The sequence below is a fragment of the Rummeliibacillus pycnus genome, from assembly GCF_044359855.1.
Classification (GTDB): domain Bacteria; phylum Bacillota; class Bacilli; order Bacillales_A; family Planococcaceae; genus Rummeliibacillus; species Rummeliibacillus pycnus_A.
On record NZ_CP132291.1, the window covers coordinates 1,439,067 to 1,461,638 of the forward strand.

22 protein-coding genes and 1 other annotated feature are annotated in these 22,572 nt (G+C 35.5%); of the genes, 3 read left to right on the top strand and 19 right to left on the bottom strand.

The genetic code is table 11. The features are described 5' to 3' along the window. Positions 1–25 precede the first annotated feature (25 nt). The 7 genes from opp4B to Q8X41_RS07140 all read right to left on the bottom strand — a co-directional run bounded on the left by opp4B (position 26) and on the right by Q8X41_RS07140 (position 8,980). Positions 26–988 (bottom strand): oligopeptide ABC transporter permease, encoded by a 963-nt coding sequence (gene opp4B / locus Q8X41_RS07110; RefSeq protein WP_397539556.1) that lies wholly within the window; start codon positions 986–988, stop codon positions 26–28. A gap of 1 nt (position 989) precedes the next feature. Further along, positions 990–1,937: an ABC transporter ATP-binding protein gene (locus tag Q8X41_RS07115; protein ID WP_397539557.1), complete on the bottom strand. Its 948-nt coding sequence runs from the start codon at positions 1,935–1,937 to the stop codon at positions 990–992. After that, complete coding sequence (locus tag Q8X41_RS07120; RefSeq protein WP_397539558.1) at positions 1,918–2,946, bottom strand: ABC transporter ATP-binding protein; 1,029 nt, start codon at positions 2,944–2,946, stop codon at positions 1,918–1,920. Before Q8X41_RS07120 ends, Q8X41_RS07115 begins: the two co-directional genes overlap by 20 nt. A gap of 409 nt (positions 2,947–3,355) precedes the next feature. Continuing rightward, entirely contained in the window at positions 3,356–5,761 is a 2,406-nt protein-coding gene (gene pheT, locus Q8X41_RS07125) for a phenylalanine--tRNA ligase subunit beta (protein WP_397539559.1), read from the bottom strand. A 12-nt stretch (positions 5,762–5,773) separates the two neighbouring features. Further along, positions 5,774–6,811: a phenylalanine--tRNA ligase subunit alpha gene (gene pheS, locus Q8X41_RS07130; RefSeq protein ID WP_397540214.1), complete on the bottom strand. Its 1,038-nt coding sequence runs from the start codon at positions 6,809–6,811 to the stop codon at positions 5,774–5,776. A 109-nt stretch (positions 6,812–6,920) separates the two neighbouring features. Beyond that, positions 6,921–7,156, bottom strand: a binding site (T-box leader). A gap of 51 nt (positions 7,157–7,207) precedes the next feature. Beyond that, on the bottom strand, positions 7,208–7,978 hold the full coding sequence (locus Q8X41_RS07135) for a TrmH family RNA methyltransferase (protein WP_397539560.1): 771 nt from the start codon (positions 7,976–7,978) through the stop codon (positions 7,208–7,210). Between the two features lie 21 nt (positions 7,979–7,999). Next, on the bottom strand, positions 8,000–8,980 hold the full coding sequence (locus tag Q8X41_RS07140; RefSeq protein ID WP_397539561.1) for a zinc-binding dehydrogenase: 981 nt from the start codon (positions 8,978–8,980) through the stop codon (positions 8,000–8,002). A gap of 138 nt (positions 8,981–9,118) precedes the next feature. On the opposite strand from Q8X41_RS07140, the gene sspI reads away from it, so the two are divergent. Then, positions 9,119–9,325, top strand: coding sequence for a small acid-soluble spore protein SspI (sspI, locus tag Q8X41_RS07145; RefSeq protein ID WP_397539562.1), 207 nt, complete (start codon positions 9,119–9,121; stop codon positions 9,323–9,325). A 39-nt stretch (positions 9,326–9,364) separates the two neighbouring features. Here sspI and Q8X41_RS07150 read toward each other — a convergent pair whose 3' ends face one another. After that, entirely contained in the window at positions 9,365–9,841 is a 477-nt protein-coding gene (locus tag Q8X41_RS07150) for a hypothetical protein (protein WP_397539563.1), read from the bottom strand. Next, positions 9,838–10,047, bottom strand: a complete 210-nt coding sequence (locus Q8X41_RS07155) for a helix-turn-helix transcriptional regulator (protein ID WP_397539564.1) — start codon at positions 10,045–10,047, stop codon at positions 9,838–9,840. The genes Q8X41_RS07150 and Q8X41_RS07155 overlap by 4 nt, the downstream gene beginning before the upstream one ends. Before the next feature lie 178 nt (positions 10,048–10,225). Between Q8X41_RS07155 and Q8X41_RS07160 the strand changes: the two genes are divergently transcribed. Further along, positions 10,226–11,608 carry an FAD-binding oxidoreductase gene (locus Q8X41_RS07160; protein ID WP_397539565.1) on the top strand — a complete coding sequence of 461 codons (1,383 nt, stop codon included), beginning with the start codon at positions 10,226–10,228 and terminating at the stop codon, positions 11,606–11,608. A 104-nt stretch (positions 11,609–11,712) separates the two neighbouring features. Here the strand turns inward: Q8X41_RS07160 and Q8X41_RS07165 are convergent, their stop codons facing one another. The 6 genes from Q8X41_RS07165 to argF all read right to left on the bottom strand — a co-directional run bounded on the left by Q8X41_RS07165 (position 11,713) and on the right by argF (position 18,062). Beyond that, positions 11,713–12,429 carry an ABC transporter ATP-binding protein gene (locus tag Q8X41_RS07165; protein WP_397539566.1) on the bottom strand — a complete coding sequence of 239 codons (717 nt, stop codon included), beginning with the start codon at positions 12,427–12,429 and terminating at the stop codon, positions 11,713–11,715. Further along, a complete protein-coding gene (locus tag Q8X41_RS07170) occupies positions 12,422–13,195 on the bottom strand; it encodes an ABC transporter ATP-binding protein (protein WP_397539567.1) in 774 nt (257 codons plus the stop codon). The genes Q8X41_RS07165 and Q8X41_RS07170 overlap by 8 nt, the downstream gene beginning before the upstream one ends. Next, a complete protein-coding gene (locus Q8X41_RS07175; RefSeq protein ID WP_397539568.1) occupies positions 13,185–14,147 on the bottom strand; it encodes a branched-chain amino acid ABC transporter permease in 963 nt (320 codons plus the stop codon). The genes Q8X41_RS07170 and Q8X41_RS07175 overlap by 11 nt, the downstream gene beginning before the upstream one ends. A gap of 4 nt (positions 14,148–14,151) precedes the next feature. After that, positions 14,152–15,036 carry a branched-chain amino acid ABC transporter permease gene (locus Q8X41_RS07180; protein ID WP_397539569.1) on the bottom strand — a complete coding sequence of 295 codons (885 nt, stop codon included), beginning with the start codon at positions 15,034–15,036 and terminating at the stop codon, positions 14,152–14,154. Between the two features lie 408 nt (positions 15,037–15,444). Further along, positions 15,445–16,602 (bottom strand): ABC transporter substrate-binding protein, encoded by a 1,158-nt coding sequence (locus tag Q8X41_RS07185; protein ID WP_397539570.1) that lies wholly within the window; start codon positions 16,600–16,602, stop codon positions 15,445–15,447. Between the two features lie 491 nt (positions 16,603–17,093). Further along, complete coding sequence (gene argF / locus Q8X41_RS07190) at positions 17,094–18,062, bottom strand: ornithine carbamoyltransferase (RefSeq protein ID WP_397539571.1); 969 nt, start codon at positions 18,060–18,062, stop codon at positions 17,094–17,096. 733 nt (positions 18,063–18,795) lie between these two features. On the opposite strand from argF, the gene Q8X41_RS07195 reads away from it, so the two are divergent. Next, on the top strand, positions 18,796–19,734 hold the full coding sequence (locus Q8X41_RS07195; protein WP_397539572.1) for a magnesium transporter CorA family protein: 939 nt from the start codon (positions 18,796–18,798) through the stop codon (positions 19,732–19,734). 177 nt (positions 19,735–19,911) lie between these two features. Here Q8X41_RS07195 and Q8X41_RS07200 read toward each other — a convergent pair whose 3' ends face one another. From Q8X41_RS07200 to Q8X41_RS07215, 4 genes are all read right to left on the bottom strand, one after another. Beyond that, on the bottom strand, positions 19,912–20,166 hold the full coding sequence (locus tag Q8X41_RS07200) for a hypothetical protein (protein ID WP_397539573.1): 255 nt from the start codon (positions 20,164–20,166) through the stop codon (positions 19,912–19,914). Positions 20,167–20,531: 365 nt separating this feature from the next. Further along, positions 20,532–21,620 carry a M42 family metallopeptidase gene (locus Q8X41_RS07205; RefSeq protein ID WP_397539574.1) on the bottom strand — a complete coding sequence of 363 codons (1,089 nt, stop codon included), beginning with the start codon at positions 21,618–21,620 and terminating at the stop codon, positions 20,532–20,534. Between the two features lie 70 nt (positions 21,621–21,690). After that, positions 21,691–22,128 carry a dUTP diphosphatase gene (gene dut / locus Q8X41_RS07210; RefSeq protein ID WP_397539575.1) on the bottom strand — a complete coding sequence of 146 codons (438 nt, stop codon included), beginning with the start codon at positions 22,126–22,128 and terminating at the stop codon, positions 21,691–21,693. Positions 22,129–22,264: 136 nt separating this feature from the next. Next, the gene (locus Q8X41_RS07215) at positions 22,265–22,534 is read right to left on the bottom strand and encodes a DUF1294 domain-containing protein (RefSeq protein WP_397539576.1); all 270 of its coding nucleotides are present in this window, start codon (positions 22,532–22,534) and stop codon (positions 22,265–22,267) included. Positions 22,535–22,572 lie beyond the last annotated feature (38 nt).

Below are 22,572 nucleotides of genomic sequence, written 5' to 3' on the forward strand. Positions count from 1 at the left end.
CTCTCCTTAACAATTATTATGGTTTTTAATCTATTCGAATTCTTGGATCGACAATACTCATAATAATGTCGGATAATAGACTACCCAATAATGTTAAGAAGCCAAATAACAATACAAGTGTTGTGATAACACTATAATCTCGAGCCGAAATCGCTTGTATAAATAATTGGCCCATACCTGGATAACCAAAGATTGTCTCAATGAATACCGAACCGCCAAGTAACCCAGTAATCGTGAAACCTAAGAATGCTGCGATTGGCAAAAGTGAATTTCGGAATATGTGACGAGAATATACCTTGCGCATCGGAATACCTTTACTCCGCGCAGTTTTTACATAATCCTGTGTCTTTGCATCAATGATCTCTGAACGTAAGTATTGAATAACCCCTGTTGTACCAAGTAATGCATAAGTAATAGCTGGTAAAAGTAGATGATAAATCTTACTCCAGTAGTATCCGAAAGTTCCTGGATCGTATTTAACATCAACAGTCCCAGAGGTTGGGAACCAAGTAAATTGATATCCGAAAATAAATAAGAAAATTAATGATAGTACGAATGTTGGAACTGCGTAACTTATAAAGCTATAAAGTACAACTGATTTATCAAACAATGAGTTTTGATAGCGACCTGCCAAAACTCCTAGTGGAATAGCAATCAAATATACTAAGATAACGCTTAGTAAGGATAACCATAATGTGTTCAAACCACGTTCACCAATGAGTGAGGCAACACTCATTTTAAATGAGTAGCTATCGCCAAAATCTCCATGGAAAGCATTTGAAATCCAATGCCAATACTGTACATACCATGGATCATAAAATCCTGCTGCTTGCCGTAATTCTTCAATTCTGTTTGGGTCCGTTTGTGGTGTGATCAATCCAGTAAATGGATCCCCCGGCATGAATTTCGCCATGATAAATATAAGCAAACTAAGTACAAATAGCTGCGGAATCATAACTAATACCCGTCTAATAATCGTCTTCCACATACTACATTCCCCCTTTCTCAGTTGCCATCATTGCAACACTATGCCTAGAGGAAACTTCTTTTAGTGGATATACTTTACCATTTTCATCGTAATATTTGTGCTGATCTTCGCGATAAGCATCCTCAACTCTTTGTCGAACTTTTTTACGTTCTATTCTGGTCTCTGGTTCAATATTTGGAATCGCAGATAATAAACGATTCGTATAAATATGACGAGGATCTTGATAAATATCCTCTCTAGATCCAGTTTCAACAAAACGCCCCTTATACATTATGGAAATATGGTCACACATATGTCGTACTACACCTAAATCATGTGATATAAATAAGTAACTAAGACCGTACTCTGTTTGAATATCCTTCATGAAGTTTAGCACTTGAGCTTGTACAGATAAGTCAAGGGCTGATACAGGTTCATCCGCAATAATCATCTTCGGATTACATGCAACAGCTCTTGCAATACCTAGACGTTGACGTTGACCCCCTGAGAATTCATGGGGATACTTGTACATCGCTTCTTCTGACATACCGACAATTTCTAATAGTTCAATTATGCGTTTTCGCTCTTCCTTATCACTCATATTGGTAAAGTTACGAATAGGTTCAGCAATAATATCCATTACTCGTTTTCGTGGATTCATACTCGAAGAAGAATCTTGGAAAATCATTTGGATATCTCGGTTATAAGCACTATTTCGTTTTCGTCTTTGATTTGTTACATCTTCACCCTCATATATGATTTGACCAGATGTAATTTTTTCTAAACCGATAATAGCTTTACCTGTGGTTGATTTACCAGAACCAGATTCACCTACAAGTCCATATGTTTTACCCTTTTCAAATTCCATTGATACACCATCAACTGCGTACACATAATCAACAACTGAGTTAAAAAACCCTCCACGGATCGGATAGTGTACACATAGGTCTTTAATTTGCATAAAGCTCATTAGATGCACCCTCCTTTTTACCTTGAAAGTGGAAATGTTTCCAACAGGTACATCGAACAAAATGCCCCGGAGTAATTTCATGTAATTGTGGTTTTTCCTCATGTGCATCTTGAGAAATCCATGGAATACGAGCTGAAAAACGACAGCCAGTTCTAGGTAATTTCGTAAGCGATGGTACCATCCCATGAATTACTTCTAGACGCTCCATCTCACCATTAACTTGTGGAATAGAATTTAATAAAGAGCGTGTGTATGGATGTTTTGGATTTTTGAATAGCTCCTCAACTGGTGCTATTTCAATAATTTCTGCAGCATACATCACAGCTACACGATCCGCTACTTCTGCTACTACTCCTAAGTCATGCGTTATTAAAATAATACCTGCAGATGTTTCATCTTGTAATTCTTTAAGTAAATCTAATATTTGTGCTTGAATCGTAACATCAAGTGCGGTTGTTGGTTCATCTGCAATCATTATCTTTGGTTTACACGCTATTGCAATAGCAATCATTACACGCTGACGCATACCACCTGATAACTGGTGTGGGAATTGTTTAGCCACCAGTTCTGGTTTTGCAATACCTACTTGATTTAATAGTTCTAATACACGTTCTTTGCGTTGCTTTTCATTTAATTTTGTATGGTATACTAATGTTTCTTCAATTTGATCCCCAATTCTCATTAATGGATTTAACGCAGAAAGCGGATCTTGGAAGATGAAACCAATATCATTTCCTCGGATATCATTTAACTCATCTTCTTTAAAATTCACAATATTACGTCCGTTATATAAAATTTCACCTGTAACCTTTGTGTTTCCTGGAGGGTGTAGCCCAACAATCGAAGTTGCCAACGTGCTTTTTCCACATCCAGATTCCCCCACAATTGCAAGTACTTCATTTTCTTTTAATGTAAGTGATACATCTTCCACTGCGTCATAATAACGATCTTTAATTCTGAAACTAGTATGTAGATTATTAATGTTCAGTATATTATCAGATGTTTTCATATGTATGCTCCTTCCTAAACAAAATTGAAAATTTAGAATTTTTTGTTTAATATTCTGTGAGTCGTCACGCAGTCTGCAAATACGAGATATTTCGATTCTCTAAATTTATTATTTTTTATTAATATAACATAATTTACAAAATTGTCTATATTTTTTAACAAAATGTTTACAATTTTATTTACTTTCTAAATATATTAGTATTTTCCGTGAAGTCTGACAACTCTTTTTGACATTATAGCATATCGATATAATATAACAAACAATTAATTACTCATGTTTAATAAATTCCTAATATTAATATATATATTCATATTATGTGAGATTATATTACAAAATACAGAATTTGTATAAAAATAAGCAAAAAAGGTGGTAGCGAATAATCGCTACCACCTTAATTGATTTAGTTATTTTAACGAAGTTCTACACCGGATTCAGTAAGAGCTGCCACTACTTTGTCATGTGCAGCTACTACTTCTTCATCAGTAAGTGTTCGTTCTGGAGTGAAGTAAGTTAGTGTGAAGGCAACTGATTTTTTGCCTTGTGCCATTTTTTCTCCTTCATAAAGGTCGAATACACTTACATCTTTCAACAGTTTGCCGCCTGCTTTACGGATGATACTTTCTAAATCTGCCGCTTTTGTCGCACGATCAACAACTAATGCAATATCACGTGAAATAGATGGGAAACGAGGAACTGGAACATATACTAACGGTTCAATAGAAGCTGCAAGAATTACTTCTAGGCTTAATTCCATAACATACGTTTCTTTGATACCATTTGCTTTTTGTTCTGCAGGATGTAATTGACCTAAGAAACCGATACGAGCACCATCTAATAGGATATTCGCTGTACGGCCTGGATGTAAGCCATCTACTACTGCCGTTTCATATGCAACACGATCTGTTAAGTCAAGTTTTGCAAACAATGCTTCTAAGATTCCTTTTAATACAAAGAAATCAACTTTTTTGTGTTCGCCTTGCCAAGCATGATTAACCCAATCTCCAGTCATTACAGCTGCTATATGTTCTTCTTCACGCGGAAGACCTTCTTCTGTTTTACCTAAGAATACAGAACCTACCTCATATAGCGTTACAGAATCTTGTTGACGTGAAACATTGTAACTAGCTGCTTCGATTAGGTGTGGAAGAATACTTTGACGTAATGTACTCCGTTCTTCACTCATTGGCATTAACAGTCGAGTTGTTGATGCTGTTTCTAATGCATATTTTTGTGAAAGTTCATCAGAAGTAAGTGAATAAGTTAGGGCTTGGTATAGACCTGAACCTTGCAGTTGGTGATGAACAATACGACGTTTTGCTTGATATGGATTTAAACCACCTGCTTTTGCTTCACTTACAGGAAGTGTTGCCGGAATTTCATCATAGCCGTGTAAACGTGCAATTTCTTCTACGATATCCTCTTCGATTTTGATATCCTGACGTCGTGTAGGCGCATCAATATAAAGACGACCATTCGCTGTTTCGACATTAAAATTCAAACGATTTAAAATGGATACCATTTCATTTAAAGAAATTTTCATACCTAAACGTGCATTGACAAAGTCAGGTGACACAACAACTTTTGAAGGTGTTTTATCTAATTCATCAAAAACTACAGAACCTGATAATACTTCCCCACCTGCTAGTTCAGCTAACATTTGAGCGGCACGTTCTGCTGCAGGAATCACACGGTTTGGATCGATACCTTTTTCATAGCGAGCGCTCGCTTCACTACGTAAGCCAAGGTCCTTAGCCGTGTAGCGAACTGATAAACCATCGAAATAAGCTGACTCAATAACAACCGTTGTTGTTTTTTCAGTTACTTCAGAATCAAGTCCACCCATTACACCAGCTACTGCAACTGGCTCTTTACCATTTGTGATGACAAGGTTTTTTGTATTTAATACACGATCTTGATCATCTAATGTTTTAATTTGCTCGCCATCACTAGCTAAGCGAACAACGATTTCACCTGTGCCTAGTGCATCATAGTCAAATGCATGTAACGGTTGACCATATTCCATCAAAATGTAGTTTGTAATATCAACTACATTGTTGTGCGGACGAACACCTGCAGCCATTAAACGTTGTTGTAACCACATTGGAGATTCTGCAATTTTAACGTTTTTAACAACTTTTGCTGTGTACATTGGGTTTACTTCAGGTGCTTCAACACGTACCTTTAAGACATCTTCTGCTTTTTCAGTAGATTCTTCATGTGTTGTTTCTGGAAGTTTGATGTCTTCAGAAAGAATTGCTGCAACTTCATAAGCAACACCTAACATACTCATTGCATCTGAACGGTTTGGTGTTAAGCCTAATTCAAGGACAACATCATCTAATCCTAATGCTTCAATGGCATCAGTACCAACTGGTGTTTCTTCAGGTAATACATAAATTCCATCTGCGTATTTTTTAGCTACTACTTTACCATCGATGCCTAGTTCTTGTAGTGAGCAAATCATACCGTTTGATACTTCACCACGAAGTTTGCCTTTTTTAATCTTTTTACCACCAACGTAGCCATTTGGACGAACAGCAACGATTTTTTGACCTTCTGCAACATTTGGAGCACCACAAACAATTTGTGAAAGCTCTTCTTCAGCGAAATCTACTTGGCAAATATTTAAGTGGTCTGAATCAGGATGTTTTTTAATTTCTTTGATCTGACCGACCATTAATTTTTTAAGACCTTTTGAAAGGTGATGTACATCTTCTACTTCAATCCCTGAACGGGTAATTTTTTCTGCTAAAACTTCAGGTTCTAAACCCTGTAAATCGACATATTGTGACAACCATTTTAAAGATACTAGCATTCTTACTCCTCCTTACTCTTCTATACGGTGGAATTGTGATAAGAATCGGACATCATTTGTGTAGAAATGACGGATATCATCCACCCCATATTTCAACATTGCGATACGTTCTGGTCCCATACCAAATGCGAAACCAGATACTTTTTTAGGATCATAACCTGCCATTGAAAGAACGTTCGGATGTACCATACCAGCGCCAAGAATTTCAATCCATCCTGTATGTTTACATACGTTACATCCTTCACCACCACATTTGAAGCAAGAGATATCCATCTCAACAGATGGTTCTGTGAATGGGAAGAAACTTGGACGTAGACGGATTTCACGATCTTCACCGAACATTTTCTTTGCGAAGATATCTAATGTTCCTTTTAGGTCACTCATACGAATATTTTCACCTACAACAAGGCCTTCAATTTGAGTGAATTGATGTGAATGAGTAGCATCATCATTATCACGACGGAATACTTTCCCTGGGCAAATAATTTTAACAGATGCACCTTGTTTTTTCTCCATCGTACGTGCTTGAACAGGTGATGTATGAGTACGCAATAAAATTTCTTCTGAGATATAGAAAGTATCTTGCATATCACGCGCTGGGTGACCTTTTGGTAAGTTTAATGCTTCGAAGTTGTAGTAGTCTTTTTCAACTTCAGGTCCTTCTGCAATTTCGTAACCCATAGAAATGAATAAGTCTTCGATTTCTTCGATAACACGAGTTAATGGATGTGCGTTTGCCACTTTAACAGGGCGACCTGGTAATGTCACATCGATTGCTTCTTTTTCTAATTGTTCTTCGATTGCTTTTTCTTCGAGTTCTGCTTTACGTTCATCATGGATATGTTGGACTTCAGCACGTACTTCATTGACTAAAGCACCCATTTTAGGACGTTCCTCTGCAGGAAGTTTCCCCATTCCTTTTAATAAATCTGTAATTGGACCTTTTTTACCTAAATACGCTACTCGTACTTCATTTAGTTGCTTCAAATCTTCTGTTGATGCGATTTTTGAAACAACTTCTTCTTTTAGCTGTGTTAATTCCTCTACCATTGCCATTTGTAAAATCCTCCTTCCAAAATAAAACAAAAAAATCAGGTGACAAAGCTAAGTCTTTTTATGCGGCACTTATTTTTTAAACATAAAAAAACTCGCCCCCTATAAAAGGGACGAGGTTATATTCGCGTTACCACCCTAGTTATTGCATAAAAATACATGCAATCACTTCATTGACTTAACGGCGTTTCACCGGCACACCTTTACAGTAATTATTACTGGTCCCGATGGCTGCTAACGGGGTGAACTTCCATTAATCGACACAATATGCACGCTTTCAGTCTATGACGTGCACTCCCTATAAAGCTCGAAAAATGTACTTTTCCCGCTCATTGCATTTCATTTAATATTTATACAAATCCATTATACGCAATTCAGTTCTTTACTTCAAGTTTAGAATTCCTCATTTGCGAAATAATAAAGAACAATACCAGTTGCCACTGCTACGTTCAATGATTCTGCTTTTCCCATAATGGGAATAATCACATTTGCATCTGTTTTTGCCAATAATTGCGCATCAATACCGCTACCTTCATTGCCCATTACAAGTGCAAATTTACCTTCTTTTTTAACTTGATTGTAAAGAACAGCATTTTCTAAAGCAGTTCCGTAAACTCGCACACCTTTTTCTTTTAATGAATCGATCCAATCACTTAAATCGCCACGTACTACAGGAATGTGGAAAATAGAACCTTGTGTGGAGCGTACTGTTTTTGGATTAAATGGATCAGCAGAGCCTTTTCCAAGAATAACTGCATCAATTCCGGCAGCATCAGCTGTACGAATCATCGTACCAACATTACCTGGATCTTGGACTGCATCAACTAATAATAATTTTGCCCATTTATTTTGTTCTTCATCAGAAACTGTAGGTTGTTTCACTTGAGCGAATATTCCTTGTGAATGTTCGGTTTCTGCAAACTCATTTGCTACTTGAGCAGTTACCTCCACAACAAAGATATCATCTATATTCCAACTTGCCGGAATATCTACATCTTCACGCACAATTAAATTGAGTATTTCACTTTTGTTTTTTATAGCTTCTTCTACTAAGTGGAAACCTTCTATTAGAAACTCACCTGAACGATCACGTTCTTTGCGTGTTGTAGCTAGTTTTTTCCAATACTTCACAAGGGAATTTTGTGGAGATTCGATTCTTTTCATGTATTTCTTACCGCCTTTATATTATGAAATCGTTAAGACAATTTTGCCAAACTGATGATTTTCTTTTAAATAGTCAAGTGCAACTTGTGCTTCATCGATTGTAAAGCTACGATCTAGAATTGGATGCGTGTCAAACTCTTTTAAGTGTTCAATGCATGCGCGAAATTCTTCACGGCTCCCCAATGTTGTACCATAAAGTGTGTATTGACCATAGAAAAATTGTCGTAAGTCAAAATCTACAACGTCCTCAGTCGTTGCACCAAATACCACTATTCTACCACCCTTTTTCAAAACAGCCAAAGATCTATTAAAAGTAGCACGACCAACACTTTCAATTACAAGATCAATTTTTTCATGTTCGAGCTCTTTTTGCCAATCACTACTTGTATTAATTGCAATGTCTGCACCAATTTCTAATGCTGCTTTACGTTTTTCTTCAGAACGTGAAGTAACGATTACTCTGGCACCTATATTTTTTGCCATTTGAATTAAAAATGTTGCGACACCACTACCTGCTCCTGGTATAAATACGGTTTGGCGAGCCTTGATTTGCCCTTTAGTAAATAATGCACGATAACCCGTTAATGGCGAAATACCAATCACCGCAGCTTCTTCATCTGATAGATGGGATGGCTTTGGCTCAAGCTGTTCTGCAGAGATTGCAATTTTTTCAGCAAATGTACCGTTATCAGGTAAACTTAAAATTTCGAAGTCTTCAGGTGGAATATCAGATTCTTCATACCAACGTAGTGATGGGTTAATAATTACTTCATCACCTATTTTCCAATTAGCAACGCCTTCACCTAGTTCTTCAACAACTCCCACAGCATCTGAACCAAGTATTAATGCTTCACTTTCATCCCCTAATCTTCCTGGTGTATATAAATCACGTCGATTAAGTCCTGCAGCTTTGATTGCTACCAATACTTCTCCTGCTTTTGGCTTAGGTGTAACTACTTCTTTAACCAACAATTTCCCTTTCTCAAATACAACTGCTTTCATATAAAACCACTTCCCCTTTGTATGTAGTTTTTTACACGAAAAATGTTAATTCCAAAAATTCTTTTCTTTAATAAGTGTACCAAATGTATGTATAACAATCGAGTTGAACGGCAAAAATATCACTAGGAGGGATGTCGAATGAATTTTCAAATTCGCGATGCGATTAAGAAAAATGTCTCAGGAAATAGTCCAGATCAATTAAAGGATATTGTGGAAGATGCAATTACTCGCGGTGAAGAGCATTTACTTCCAGGTCTTGGGGTGTTTTTCGAAGCATGGTGGCAAAATGCAGACAAGAAAGAACAAGATCATTTTATGAGTGAATTATCTAGAGCATTAGCTTAAAGAATGCATGTAGTCCCTTCAATGGACTACATGCATTTTCTAATTCAAAATGTATTTTCTTATTTCTACGTAGTAAATTAGATTTTGAATAATAACCACCAATATAAGTAATAACGCTATCCAAATTTTAGGTAAAAAAACAGCAATCGTTAGTATCGGTATTGCACAACTTAAAAATGTATATACTTTACGTGTAGCATTATTTGTTACTTGTCTGAACATCTCATCATCTTCAATATATTCACCTGGTGTTAAAGAAAACATGTTCATTTTAAGATTTGGGTTTTCCTTATTAAACTGTATTGTTTTTAATATTACAAGAACACAAGTTACTACAAAAAGAAAAATTCCGCATAAACTAATCAAACCGAGTATATTGTCCATCTTAAGGGAAAAAATCAAATCTTTATCAAACCATCTAATTTCACTTAATAGCATTGGAATGATAATTGCCCCCAATCCAACAATTGCTGCAATATTCCATAAAGGCATTTGAACTCGTAAATCTTTTGTCATTCTTTTTCATCTCCCTCTAACCAAAATAATTCATCCACAGTTATTTTTAATTCTTTTGCAAGTTTCAGAGATAATGTTATGGATGGTGAAAAGCTTCCTTTTTCTATAAATCCTATTGTTTGCCGTGTTACATTAACACGAGCGCCAAGCTCTGATTGCGAAAAACCATGTCTTGCTCGAAGCTCTTTCACCCGATTATATAGCATATTCTACACCTTCTTTTATGTTAAGTATTCTAAGCTAAATGTAATGTATACTTAACTTTTTGTCAAATAAACATAACAATTAAAAATGGATCATTGAAATCTTCATTTCAATTTTACTTTGGCTGATCTATAATAATTAGAAAATATAGATTTTTCAAAAAGAAAGAGGCGAACACATATGTTAACAGTTGAAACAATCGTATCTGCATTGAAAGAAATATTAACTGATGAGCAAGTTTCAGTTAATGAAACTGTTCGTGAATTACATAGTAAAGATGAATCTTATCATGAAAGTCGATTACCTGATGTCGTTGTTTTTCCTTCTTCAGCAAAGCAAGTCAGTGACATATTAAAAGTGGCAAATGAATTTGAAATTGCGGTCATCCCTTTTGGTAGAGGTTCCAGTTTAGAAGGCCATATCATTCCTGTTAAGAGTAGCATTACCATTGATTTTTCATTAATGGATAAAATTCTAGAGATTCGACCAGAAGATTTACTTGTTCGAGTTCAACCAGGTGTAACAAGAACTCAATTGAACAAAGAATTAAAAAAATATGGATTATTCTTCTCTGTAGATCCTGGTGCTGATGCTTCACTTGGTGGAATGGCTGCTACAAATGCAAGTGGTACTACAGCTGTACATTATGGTATCATGCGAGACCAAGTTCGAGATTTAGAAGTAGTACTTGCAGATGGCGGTATTATTCATACAGGTAACTTAGCGGCGAAATCATCTTCTGGCTACCATCTAAACGGTCTTTTTGTCGGTTCGGAAGGTACACTTGGTTGCTTTACCGAACTAACTTTAAAAGTTTATGGTATCCCAGAATTCGAAACAGCAGCTCGCGCAGTATTCCCTACGGTAAAAAGTGCAGTAGATGCTGTTACTTCTATTCTCCAAGCCGGCATCCCAATTGCACGAGTTGAATTAGTCGATGAACAATCAATTGAACAAGTAAATCATTATAGTGAAACAAATTATCCTCTAAAACCTACACTATTTTTAGAGTTTCATGGTAACGAAGCTGGACTTGCACAAGATGTTGAATTCACAAAAGAAATTATGAACGACAATGGCTGTTTAGAAATTAAGTTTGAAACAGATACTGCAGCTCGAAACAAGCTTTGGGAGGCTCGTCATAACTTAGCGTATGCATTTATCCATGGCTTTAAAGGAAAAAAATTGATGTCCACAGATGTCTGCGTTTCTATTAAAGATTTAGCAGATGCCGTACTTTTTGCTCGCGCTGAATTAGAAAAGGCAGGATTACCAGGTGGAATAGTTGGTCATGTGGGTGATGGTAATTTCCACACATTAGTCATGATGGACATGAATGATGCTACAGAAATTGAAAGAGCAAAACGTTTTAATGAATCAATAGTACATTTTGCAATCGAACGTGGTGGTACTTGCACAGGCGAACATGGCGTTGGGATTGGTAAAATGCAATACCAAGAAAAAGAGCATGGAGCAGCTCTTGATGTTATGAGAACAATTAAACTAGCACTAGATCCTAAGAATATCATGAACCCTGGAAAGCTTATCGATCTCCATAAATAATTACGTAGTAATCAAACAAAAAAACCACCTTCCTATTATTTTTTACCTTTAATAGGAAGGTGGTTTGTTTTCAATTTGTACCAGTTCTAAAATCTTAACAACATTTAAGCTGAAGTAGATTTTCTTCCCAAATAAGCCTCCACAACACGTGGATCTCTTAAAAGATTAGAAGCTTTTCCTTCAATGATAATTTTACCCGTCTCCATTACATAACCGTAATCTGCGATTTTCAACGCTTGCTTCGCATTTTGCTCAACAAGAAGGACTGTTGTTCCTGCATCTTTAATTTCTTTAATAATTTTAAAAATATCAGCTACGATTAATGGAGCAAGTCCCATTGATGGTTCATCTAATAATAGAAGTTTTGGCTTCGACAACAAAGCACGTGCAATTGCTAGCATTTGTTGTTGACCACCAGATAAAGTTCCTGCAAGCTGAGACTTGCGTTCTTTTAAAATTGGAAAACGTTCCATCACTTCTTCAATTTCTTTCTCAACATTTTTATCTTTACGATGATATGCACCCATATCCAGATTTTCAATTACTGACATACTAGACAAAATAGCTCGACCTTCCGGAACTAAAGCAATCCCTTTTCGAAGTAATTGGTCAGGGCGTAATCCTGTCACATTTTCACCTAAAAATTCAACTGAACCATTTTTAGGCTTTAGTAAGCCCACAATGGACTTCATCGTTGTTGATTTACCTGCTCCGTTTGCCCCAAGAAGTGTAACAATTTTCCCCTCTTCTACATCTAAACTAATTCCTTTTAATGCTTGAATTTGCCCATAAAATGTTTCAATATTCGATACTTTAAGCAATATCATCTTCCTCCTCTTTTCCAAGGTAGGCTTCAATTACTGCATCATTGTCTTGAATTTCTAAAGGTGTACCTTCTGCTAACTTTTTACCGAAATTCAATACAGTGATTCGATCACATATCTTCATGATTAGCGGCATATCGTGTTCAATTATGAGTACAGTAATTCCTCTTGCTTGTACCTTTTTGATCAAGTCAAATAAACTATCCGTTTCCTTTTCATTCATGCCTGCTGCAGGTTCATCTAATAGCAATAATTTAGGGTCGCTTGCCAACGCACGGGCAATTTCTAATCTTCTTTGCTGACCATATGCTAAATTTTCAGCCAAAACATCCTTAAATTCTTTCAATCCCACTAACTCCAACAATCCCTCAGCTTTTTGCTTTAATTCTTGCTCTTCTTTACGTTGCAATTTTGTACGAAAGACTCCGCGCATGACGCCTGATCGGCTTCGACAATGCCCTCCTACCATTACATTTTCTAATGCTGACATTTGTGTGAAAAGGCGAATATTTTGATACGTGCGACAAATACCTTTTTCAGTTATTTTATGTGGTTTGATTCCCGTTATATTTTCTTCGTTAAAAGTAATTTCTCCAGCAGTAGGAGAGAAAATATTCGTAATTAAATTAAACATAGTTGTTTTCCCCGCACCATTTGGACCAATTAATCCATATATCTCCCCTTCTTTTATCGAAAAGGATACATCAGTCAAAGCGGAGATACCTCCAAAGTTTTTAGATACATTTTGAATCTTAAGAACCATGAACGTCTCCCCCTTTTGTTCTTTTCAACTTTTTAAACCAATTAAGAACATTTATATCGATTAGACCTTGAGGACGTATTGCCATTAATAAAACTAGTAGTAAACCATAAATGATATAACGATATTCATTTATAAATCGTAAAACCTCAGGCATTAAAGTTAAGAATGTTGCACCAAACACAGATCCTGAAATCACTTCACTACCACCAAACACAGTAAATATTAGTATTTCTACTGCACGATGATACGCAAAATCAGATGGTGATATATAACCCATTACGTGGGCAAATAATGCACCAGCTAAGCCAGCCAGCACTGCACCTTGAGCAAATGATAAAACTTTATAATACGTAATATTAATCCCCATTGACTCAGCTGCTTTTTCATCTAATTGAATAGCTGAAAAAGCTCTACCAACACGAGATTTTTTTTGTCGTGTGATAAACCAAATTATAAAAATTGTTAACACCAACAAAATAATGAATACACTTAAACTTGCAAACTGACTATTTTGCAATCCTAGAACTGTTGGATTAAAACCTTTATCTCTAGCAAAGTACAAAATCTCTCTACTAATTTGTGGAATACTAGAAATACCAACTGCACCATTTGTTAGGGATTCCCAGTTTACAAAAATAACCCTAATAACTTCACCTAATCCCAACGTTGCGATGGCTAAATAAACACCTGATAATCTTAATGCTGGAATTCCTATTAAAATGCCAAGAATCCCTGCAACAGCTGCACCAGCCAGAACACCTACTACTATCGGTAAATCGAAATGAATTGTCACCAATGCCGATGTATATGCACCAATTCCCATAAAGCCAGCGCTTCCTAAAGATAATTGCCCTGAGGACAACGTGACATACACACTAATTGCCAAGATAATATTAATGAGAATAAAAGACGCTATTTGTAATTGATATGGATTTAAAAGTTCCGCTAACATATGATTACCTTCCTTCTGCAGATGTCTTTGAACCAAAAAGGCCTTGTGGTTTTAATAGAAGAATGAAAATAATCATAATGAAGGCTATTGCGTCTCGATAACCTGAATCTCCATATGCAACAAGGACTGTTTCCGACAATCCAAGAATTAAACCACCTGCCATGGCTCCCTTTACATTTCCCATACCACCTAAAATAATGATTGCTAACCCTTTCAATCCTATTGTCAATCCCATTTGAGGACTTACAGAGTTAAACGCCATTCCTACTAAAATCCCTGCAATCCCCCCCATTGCCGAAGCGATAATAACAGTCATAGTAATAGTCCGCTTTGTATTAACACCTAGTATACTTGCTGTTTCTAAGTTTTCAGCTGTTGCACGCAACGCTTTTCCTGCTTTTGTTTTCGAAAGCCAGAATGAAAGCCCCATCATTAAGATAATCGAAATAACAAATATTACAATTTGCACTACATAGATTGTGATCGAACCTAGATGAATGCTGAGTTGTGCAAAAGGAGTTCGGAATGGTTGATTACCTGCACCAAATAAATGATGCGACATATTTTCTAGAAATATAGATACACCGATCGTACTAATTAAAGGAGCTAAATGTGAAACGCCTTTTTTACCTCGTAATGGACGCAACGTTAGACGTTCTAATAAATAACCCAATATCGCTGTAACTATGATCGAAGCTATAAATCCTAGCCATAATGGCCACCCTAACACGCTTGTAGTCATTACACCTACATAAGCACCTACCATAAAGATTTCACCATGTGCCATATTGATAATGCCCAATACGCCAAATACAAGAGTAAAACCGAGTGCTACAATTGCATAAATACTTCCTAACGTAATACCATTAACCAATTGCTCTAGTAACAAAATAAATCACCCTCTAAATCAGTTTTGTGTGACCGAATATGAATGAAAAAATAAAAATGATGATTAGCTTTTTGATCATTTCAATACGGAGAGGGGTTGTCCAGAAACTTATTAACCAATCATTTAATATTAGAGAGAATAGTAATTTTTTGTGGTACTTATCCGTTGATCGCAATGAAGGATGGATGCTTTCCGTGAGGCGTGAGTTGAGCCTCATACCTTCGTGCATAGTCTCCAGCTTCACGCAAATCCCACAGAAATCACCACCCGAAACGTAAATCAACTTTATATAAAATTTAAAGAAAATTGCTCTTCTTCATAAAAATCGGGAAGAGCAATTTTTCAACCAATTAAATAACTACTTTTCTTATTAAATTATACTTATTGGACAACCCTTCGTTTCGTTAATTATTTAAATTCAATGAATTTTCCGTCTTTTATTTCTACAACTTTAGGCTCCATTACTACGTCACCTTCTTTATCAAACGAGAACTTCCCTAAAATCCCTTCAAAATCTTTTGTCTCTGCTAAAGCTTTATGGAACGCTTCACGGTCTGCTTCTCCTGCTCTTTTCAATGCATCAGCATAAATATATAAAGCGTCATAAGCTTGTGCAGCGAATTGGTCCGGTAACTTACCGTAAGCTTCTTTGTATTTGTTGTTAAAATCAACAACTTTTTGTTCTTTTGAATCACCAAACCACGGTGTTGCAACGACTAAACCATTTGCAGCGTCTCCTGCGATTTTAATAACTTCTGGTGAGTTGAATCCGTTTCCTCCCACGAATGGTACGTCAATACCCATTTTACGAGCTTGGTCCATAATAACCGCACCTTCATTATATAAAGCTGAAGCTAAAATAAAATCAGGTTTTTTACTTTTGATTTTCGTTAACTGTGCATTGTAGTCACTTTGACCTTTTTGGAATGTTTCAGTTGTTACGATATCTAACCCCATTTTTTCCGCTTCTTTTTTCATGGTATCATAACCTGATTTTGTAAACACATCATCATTTCCATAAATAATTGCAACTTTTTTGGCACCAGTTTTAGATACTACTTTTTCCATAGACGCAGGGATTGCTAATGCTTCTGGAATAGAATTTCTGAAAACATAATCGCCAATTTGTGGAATGCCTTCCGCTGTTGTAGATGTCCCCATAATTGAAATTCCATTTATATCAGCTTCTTGGGCTACTACCTTAAACTCCGTACTTAAAGTCGGTCCTAAAAGAGCAACGATATTATTATCACTCATTAATTTTTGAGCAGAAGATAAAGCTTGTTCCTGTTTACCAGCTGAATCTTCAGTCACAAGTTCAATGTTTACATCACCTTGTTTATTGATCTCTTTTTGAGCCAGTTTAAATCCATTTGTAATGGCTTCCCCGTATGCTGCTCCTGCTCCTGTCATGTAAGCAATCACACCAAATTTAGCATTAATTTTTCCATTTGACTTTTCGCCACTTGTATTTCCAGTACTACTTGATTTTGCTCCACATCCTGCTAGTACAATCAACATCAATGCTGAAACAAATACTATTATTTTTCTTGTTACCTTATTCATATGCAACCTCCTAAAGTATGTTTTAAAGTAAATACTATTCTATTAAATTACATTTACACACATATGTAAATAGAAATTTCGTAATTGTTAGTATTTTCTGATATTTATTTTTATTAATAATTATTGATTATATATACAAAAAGAGGCAGTTCCAAAAGTGAATGAATAACTCACTATCGATCTGCCTTCTTACTTGAATTGAAAAACATTCTACTATTTTTTCTGCTAAGTACCCCGCTAAACATACAAACTGCATGAGCCAACTGTGTCTCACACATTTAAAAGCAAAACACGCCCGTTTAGCTTTATCAGTTCGATGTTCTAGTCGTGAAGAGGCGTTCTTTACCTCACGGCGGGAAGGTTCTGACCCGAAAAGCTAGCGCATGGAGCTGGACACAGTTCGTTCTCGTGCTTTATTCAATGTGAGAGTGCTAATATAATTTCTTCTACTATATTAAGGACTTACTAGACATTCCCTGTGACTTTTATTATTATTCGCCTAAAATAGAGGCAAGGACTGCTTTTTGTGCATGTAGGCGATTTTCTGCTTGTTCGAAAATAAAGGAATTTGGACCATCAATAACAGATGTAGCCACTTCTTCTTCACGATGAGCAGGTAAACAGTGAAGGAACATATAATTTGGTTTTGCATGTGATACAAGTGCATCATTAATTTGATATCCATGGAAATCTTGAAGACGTTTTGCTGTTTCTTCTTCTTGCCCCATTGATGTCCATACATCTGCATAAATAACATCTGCATCTTTTGCTGCTTCTACAGGATCATATGTGTGAGCAACTGTGCTTCCATTATTTAATGCGATTTCTGCTGCCTTTTTCATGATATCTGCACTTGGTTCATAATTTTGTGGTGTTGCAACAACAACATCGATACCCACATGAGCACAAGCAACAACAAGTGAATGGGCAACATTATTGCCATCGCCGATATAGGCAAGCTTTAATCCTTTTAGTTCCCCTTTTTCTTCAGCGATTGTTTCTAAATCTGCTAAAGCTTGACAAGGATGCGCTAGATCAGTTAAGCCATTAATGACAGGAATTGATGCATGCTCTGCAAGCTCTTTCACCATTTCATGTGAGTTTGCTCGAATCATAATCCCATCTAAGTAGCCTGATAATACGTGACCTGTATCATGAATCGATTCACCACGTCCAATTTGCAAGTCGCGAGCATTCATATACATTCCTTTACCACCTAGTTGATTCATTCCAACTTCAAATGAAATACGTGTACGAGTTGAATTCTTTTCGAAAATCATCCCTAAAGTTTTACCTTCTAATAATGGAGGGCAATTACCTTCCTTTGTAATAACTTTTAACTTCATAGCAAGATCAAGTAATCCTTGAACTTCCTCACTTGTGTAATCAGTAAGTGCAAGTAAATCCTTTTCTTTTAAAGTTGTTACCAGCTTAAGCTGAACAAGTTCTAATAATTTCATCAAAATCTCTCCTTACATTTCTTATTGATAATGACCATTATACATATGTATATTTATTAAATCAATTGTATTTTTATGTTTTTTCAAAAAAATTAAAATCCTTCATCTTATTAGATAAAGGATTTTAATATACGACTTAGTTTAATAGCACTGGTAACATTAATCTGCTACACACGGACGTTTTCCGCGTACTAACAGACGATTCCCCTTCGTTCGGTTAGCTCAAATAAATTGTATAGACTACTTTCACTGTATTTTCAAAAGTCATCACGATGCAAAATTTCTGCATATGATTGAATATTGTGCTAGCGTTAGCTATGCAAACTTCAACGAGGAGATTGAAGCAAAGTTGAAAGTGCCGTCTGTAGTGGAGCATACAAATCTGAATATGGAAAAGTAAATGTGTTAAAATGTTCGTATTAAAAAACTAAAAATGGATTTATGAAATTAATTCGTTTTAATATAAATTTAATTATTTAGTTATAACATACGAGTTTACAAGTAAATACAGTCAGTATATGATATTAAATGTGCTTATTTATATTGAAGAAATGAAAAGGAGTTGATTTTTTTTGGGTAGTCGAAGTTGTAACGATCCTGATCCCAGGGCGTGTAAAGAGGAAGTCATAATTGTACCACTCTTAAAAAGGTTGATTACTCACGTAAAAAATCAACTCTTTACTACGACTGGAACTATATCGATTTCCTCAGTATAAATGAGGAGGTTACTTTAATGTTGAACATGTATTTGACAAATGAAAATAGCAAATTGGAAGAAATAACAGAAATAACCAAAGGATGCTGGATTAATCTAGTATCGCCAACAGAAGAAGAGATTAACTATATTGCAGATAAAGTACAAATTCCATTAGACTTTTTAAGAGATCCATTGGACGAAGAGGAACGATCAAGGATTGAAAAAGACGATGATAATATATTGATAATCGTCAATGTGCCTTTAATGTCAAAGGACGATAGTGGTTTAGCTATATATGACACGATTCCTTTAGGAATGATTATCGCTAATGGTTGTTTTATAACAGTTTGTTTAAAAGACAATCCTATATTTCAAATGTTTGTACAGAATAAAGTAAAACAATTTTTCACTTATAAAAAAACAAGATTTGCTTTACAAATTCTTTATATAATAGCAACTTCGTTTCTTAAAAATTTAAAACTAATCAACAAAAAGACAGATGAAATTGAAAAAGAATTACATCAGTCTATGAAAAATAAAGAACTATTTACGTTATTAAATCTTGAAAAAAGTTTGGTCTATATTACTACTTCTTTAAAATCAAATAACATAGTCATGCAAAAAATGCTAAAGAGCAATTACCTAAAAATGTTTGAAGATGACAAGGAATTGTTAGAGGATGTAATTGTTGAAAATCAACAAGCTATTGAGATGGCTGAAACGCATTCATCAATTTTAAGTGGGATGATGGATGCTTTTGCATCCGTTATTTCAAATAATTTAAATATTGTAATGAAATTTTTGACATCCTTTACGATTATCTTATCTCTACCAACTATGGTGGCAAGTTTTTACGGTATGAACGTTCCTATTCCGTTTCAGCATTATAAACATGCATTTTGGATTGCAATGACTATTTCTATCTTTTTATCCAGTACAACTGCATTTATTTTCTGGAGAAAAAGGTTCTTTTAATAAATTTCAAAAGCCGAGGATTCTTCTATAAAGAATCCTCGGCTTTTACTTAATAAGTAACTACATTTCTTTTTATCAAAAATAAAAAACACGCTAATTTCTATTTAGCGTGTAAGTATATAAATAAGACTTTAGTTTTTTATAACTTATCAATCTAAGTAAAAAAATGAATTCCTACTAAGACACCATACCAAACAATTCGTCAATTTGATTAATTAACATCTCTAAGAAATCCTCATTTTCATACGAACCTAATAAATCCTTTTCATAAAGAATACTTATTGGCTTTTCTTCCCTAGATTTTGTTTGATACAACGGAGAATCAACAACAGACCACTCACCATCTAACCATATGGCAATCCGTTCAAAATTCCCTTCTAAAATAACTTCACGAAAGGCATCTTTTCCCTGTAATTCCAGGTCAATGTCCAAGTTTATCCCTCCAAATAAGAGCTCATAAATTATTATATATATAAATCATAAAAAAGCAACTTTATGGATTCATGATAATATATTGGACATACAAAAATTAAGTATTTGTTCTGAGCAGCTCCATTTTGGATTGTTCAATTTAATCGAAGTTTTGGCAGATACTTCTGCTACCGTACCTCTTCTTTTCCTTCAATAGGAGGATTACTTTTAATTCATTTACAACTTGTTTCTTTAGAAACACCATATTTCACTAGCTAATTGTATTGGTAATGTCTGATTACTTGTATTTTACAATTGATATGAAATGGAAAAAACAAAAAATCTTATCATTGTTTTTTCCACTTCTAATATAATTATATTCCTTATTATTCAAAAATGATCTTATTTACTGTTTCACGGTCTAATTTTTTAATGACTTCAATCACTAATTTTACTGTATTTTCAAAGTCATCGCGATGCAAGATTCCTGCATGTGAGTGAATATACCGTGTTGCGATACCGATAGATAGTGCGGGTACACCATTTGCTGTTAAATGGATGGAGCCTGCATCTGTACCGCCACCAGGGATTGCTTCAAATTGATATGGAATCTCGTTTTCTTCTGCAGTGTCCACAACAAGATCACGTAAACCTTTATGCGCCACCATTGAGCTGTCATAAATTATTATTTGTGGTCCAGCGCCCATTTTACTGTTTGATTCTTTTGAAGAGATTCCTGGAGTATCTCCTGCAATACCGACATCAACAGCAAAACCGATATCAGGATTAATCTTATGAGCAGCAGTTTTAGAACCACGTAGTCCCACTTCCTCTTGCACTACGCCACAACCATAAACGATGTTAGGGTGTTTTACATCTTTTAATCCTTTTAATACTTCGATAGCAATTGCACAGCCGATACGGTTATCCCATGCTTTTGCTAGTAAATGTTTTTCGTTTTTCATTACTGAAAATTCAAAATAAGGTGTTACCATATCACCAGGTGTTACACCCCAACTTTTTGCTTCTTCTTTAGAAGATGCACCGATATCGATGAACATATCTTTAATTTCATAAGGCTGTTTACGAGCAGCTGCAGGTAAAATATGAGGTGGTTTTGAACCAATAACACCTACAATTGTTTCACCAGAACGTGTCACGACTTGTACACGTTGAGCAAGCATCACTTGTGACCACCAGCCACCAACCGTTTGGAATTTCAAAAAACCTTTGTCATCAATTTGAGTGACCATAAATCCAACTTCATCTAAGTGACCAGCCACCATGATTTTCGGACCGTTTGGATCACCAACTTTTTCAGCAATGACAGCACCCAAGTTATCATTTTCTACCCTGTCTGCATATGGTGTAATATATTTTGTCATGACATCACGAGATTCTTTTTCATTACCAGCAATTGCACGTGCATCAGTTAAATCCTTTAACATCGTTAATGTTTCATCGTATTGAACCATTATTTCGACCCCCTAAATAATCAGTACTCGTTAATTATAATCCCAATTGTAAGTAAATTCAAAATAATATTTAGAATTTTCCTGATGAACCAAAACCTTGCGCTGAGCGAGTTGAATCAGAAACTTCTTCTACTTGTTCTACTTGTACTTGAAGAACTGGTGCAATAACCATTTGCGCAATTCGCATATGTTTTTCTACTAAGAAATCCTTTTTGCCATGATTAATTAATATGATTTTGATTTCGCCTCGATAACCTTCATCGACAGTTCCAGGGCTATTTAGTACTGTTACAGCATGTTTTAATGCTAGACCGCTTCTAGGACGCACCTGAGCTTCCGTGCCTTTAGGTAATTCAATGACGATACCAGTAGGAATTAAAGCCGATTCCCCTGCCTTGATCACTTGCTCTTCAACCGCATATAAATCTAATCCTGCATCCCCCGGATTAGCACGAAATGGCATTTTCGCATCTTCATGAATAAGTTGTACTTTTAATGTGTCGTTCATTGTTATACCTACCTTTAATCTAATTATAAATTTCTTCTTTCTCATCGTATCTGAAAAGGTAGCTATTGAAAAGAAATAATGTAGAAAATTAATACTAACAAGCAAAGAGAGCCAACATCACTGCCTGCTCTCTTCTCTAAATTTTATAAATAATAAACGCTTCTATAAACATTAGTATTGTAAAGCCATAAACAAATTGAAGATGTCGTGTTTTATGATGGAATACAATCATACCCAACCAAGTACCAGCTGCTCCACCAATCCAAGCGATTAACCATAATCGCTTTTCTGGTATACGCCATCGGTTATTAATCGCTTTCCATTTATCAACACCCATTGTGATAAAGCCTATTATGAACATTAGTAAAAAATAACTATTTAGTATAGTAGATAGATAAGTATACATAGCTCCTCCTGGAATCTTTTTCTCGCATTATCACTTTT

Coding starts and splice junctions, on each gene's coding strand:
- opp4B (WP_397539556.1), bottom strand. CDS start 988: ATGTGGAAGACGATTATTAGACGGGTATTAGTTATGATTCCGCAGCTA.
- Q8X41_RS07115 (WP_397539557.1), bottom strand. CDS start 1,937: ATGAGCTTTATGCAAATTAAAGACCTATGTGTACACTATCCGATCCGT.
- Q8X41_RS07120 (WP_397539558.1), bottom strand. CDS start 2,946: ATGAAAACATCTGATAATATACTGAACATTAATAATCTACATACTAGT.
- pheT (WP_397539559.1), bottom strand. CDS start 5,761: ATGCTAGTATCTTTAAAATGGTTGTCACAATATGTCGATTTACAGGGT.
- pheS (WP_397540214.1), bottom strand. CDS start 6,811: ATGGTAGAGGAATTAACACAGCTAAAAGAAGAAGTTGTTTCAAAAATC.
- Q8X41_RS07135 (WP_397539560.1), bottom strand. CDS start 7,978: ATGAAAAGAATCGAATCTCCACAAAATTCCCTTGTGAAGTATTGGAAA.
- Q8X41_RS07140 (WP_397539561.1), bottom strand. CDS start 8,980: ATGAAAGCAGTTGTATTTGAGAAAGGGAAATTGTTGGTTAAAGAAGTA.
- sspI (WP_397539562.1), top strand. CDS start 9,119: ATGAATTTTCAAATTCGCGATGCGATTAAGAAAAATGTCTCAGGAAAT.
- Q8X41_RS07150 (WP_397539563.1), bottom strand. CDS start 9,841: ATGACAAAAGATTTACGAGTTCAAATGCCTTTATGGAATATTGCAGCA.
- Q8X41_RS07155 (WP_397539564.1), bottom strand. CDS start 10,047: ATGCTATATAATCGGGTGAAAGAGCTTCGAGCAAGACATGGTTTTTCG.
- Q8X41_RS07160 (WP_397539565.1), top strand. CDS start 10,226: ATGTTAACAGTTGAAACAATCGTATCTGCATTGAAAGAAATATTAACT.
- Q8X41_RS07170 (WP_397539567.1), bottom strand. CDS start 13,195: ATGGTTCTTAAGATTCAAAATGTATCTAAAAACTTTGGAGGTATCTCC.
- Q8X41_RS07175 (WP_397539568.1), bottom strand. CDS start 14,147: ATGTTAGCGGAACTTTTAAATCCATATCAATTACAAATAGCGTCTTTT.
- Q8X41_RS07185 (WP_397539570.1), bottom strand. CDS start 16,602: ATGAATAAGGTAACAAGAAAAATAATAGTATTTGTTTCAGCATTGATG.
- argF (WP_397539571.1), bottom strand. CDS start 18,062: ATGAAATTATTAGAACTTGTTCAGCTTAAGCTGGTAACAACTTTAAAA.
- Q8X41_RS07195 (WP_397539572.1), top strand. CDS start 18,796: ATGTTGAACATGTATTTGACAAATGAAAATAGCAAATTGGAAGAAATA.
- Q8X41_RS07205 (WP_397539574.1), bottom strand. CDS start 21,620: ATGGTTCAATACGATGAAACATTAACGATGTTAAAGGATTTAACTGAT.
- dut (WP_397539575.1), bottom strand. CDS start 22,128: ATGAACGACACATTAAAAGTACAACTTATTCATGAAGATGCGAAAATG.
- Q8X41_RS07215 (WP_397539576.1), bottom strand. CDS start 22,534: ATGTATACTTATCTATCTACTATACTAAATAGTTATTTTTTACTAATG.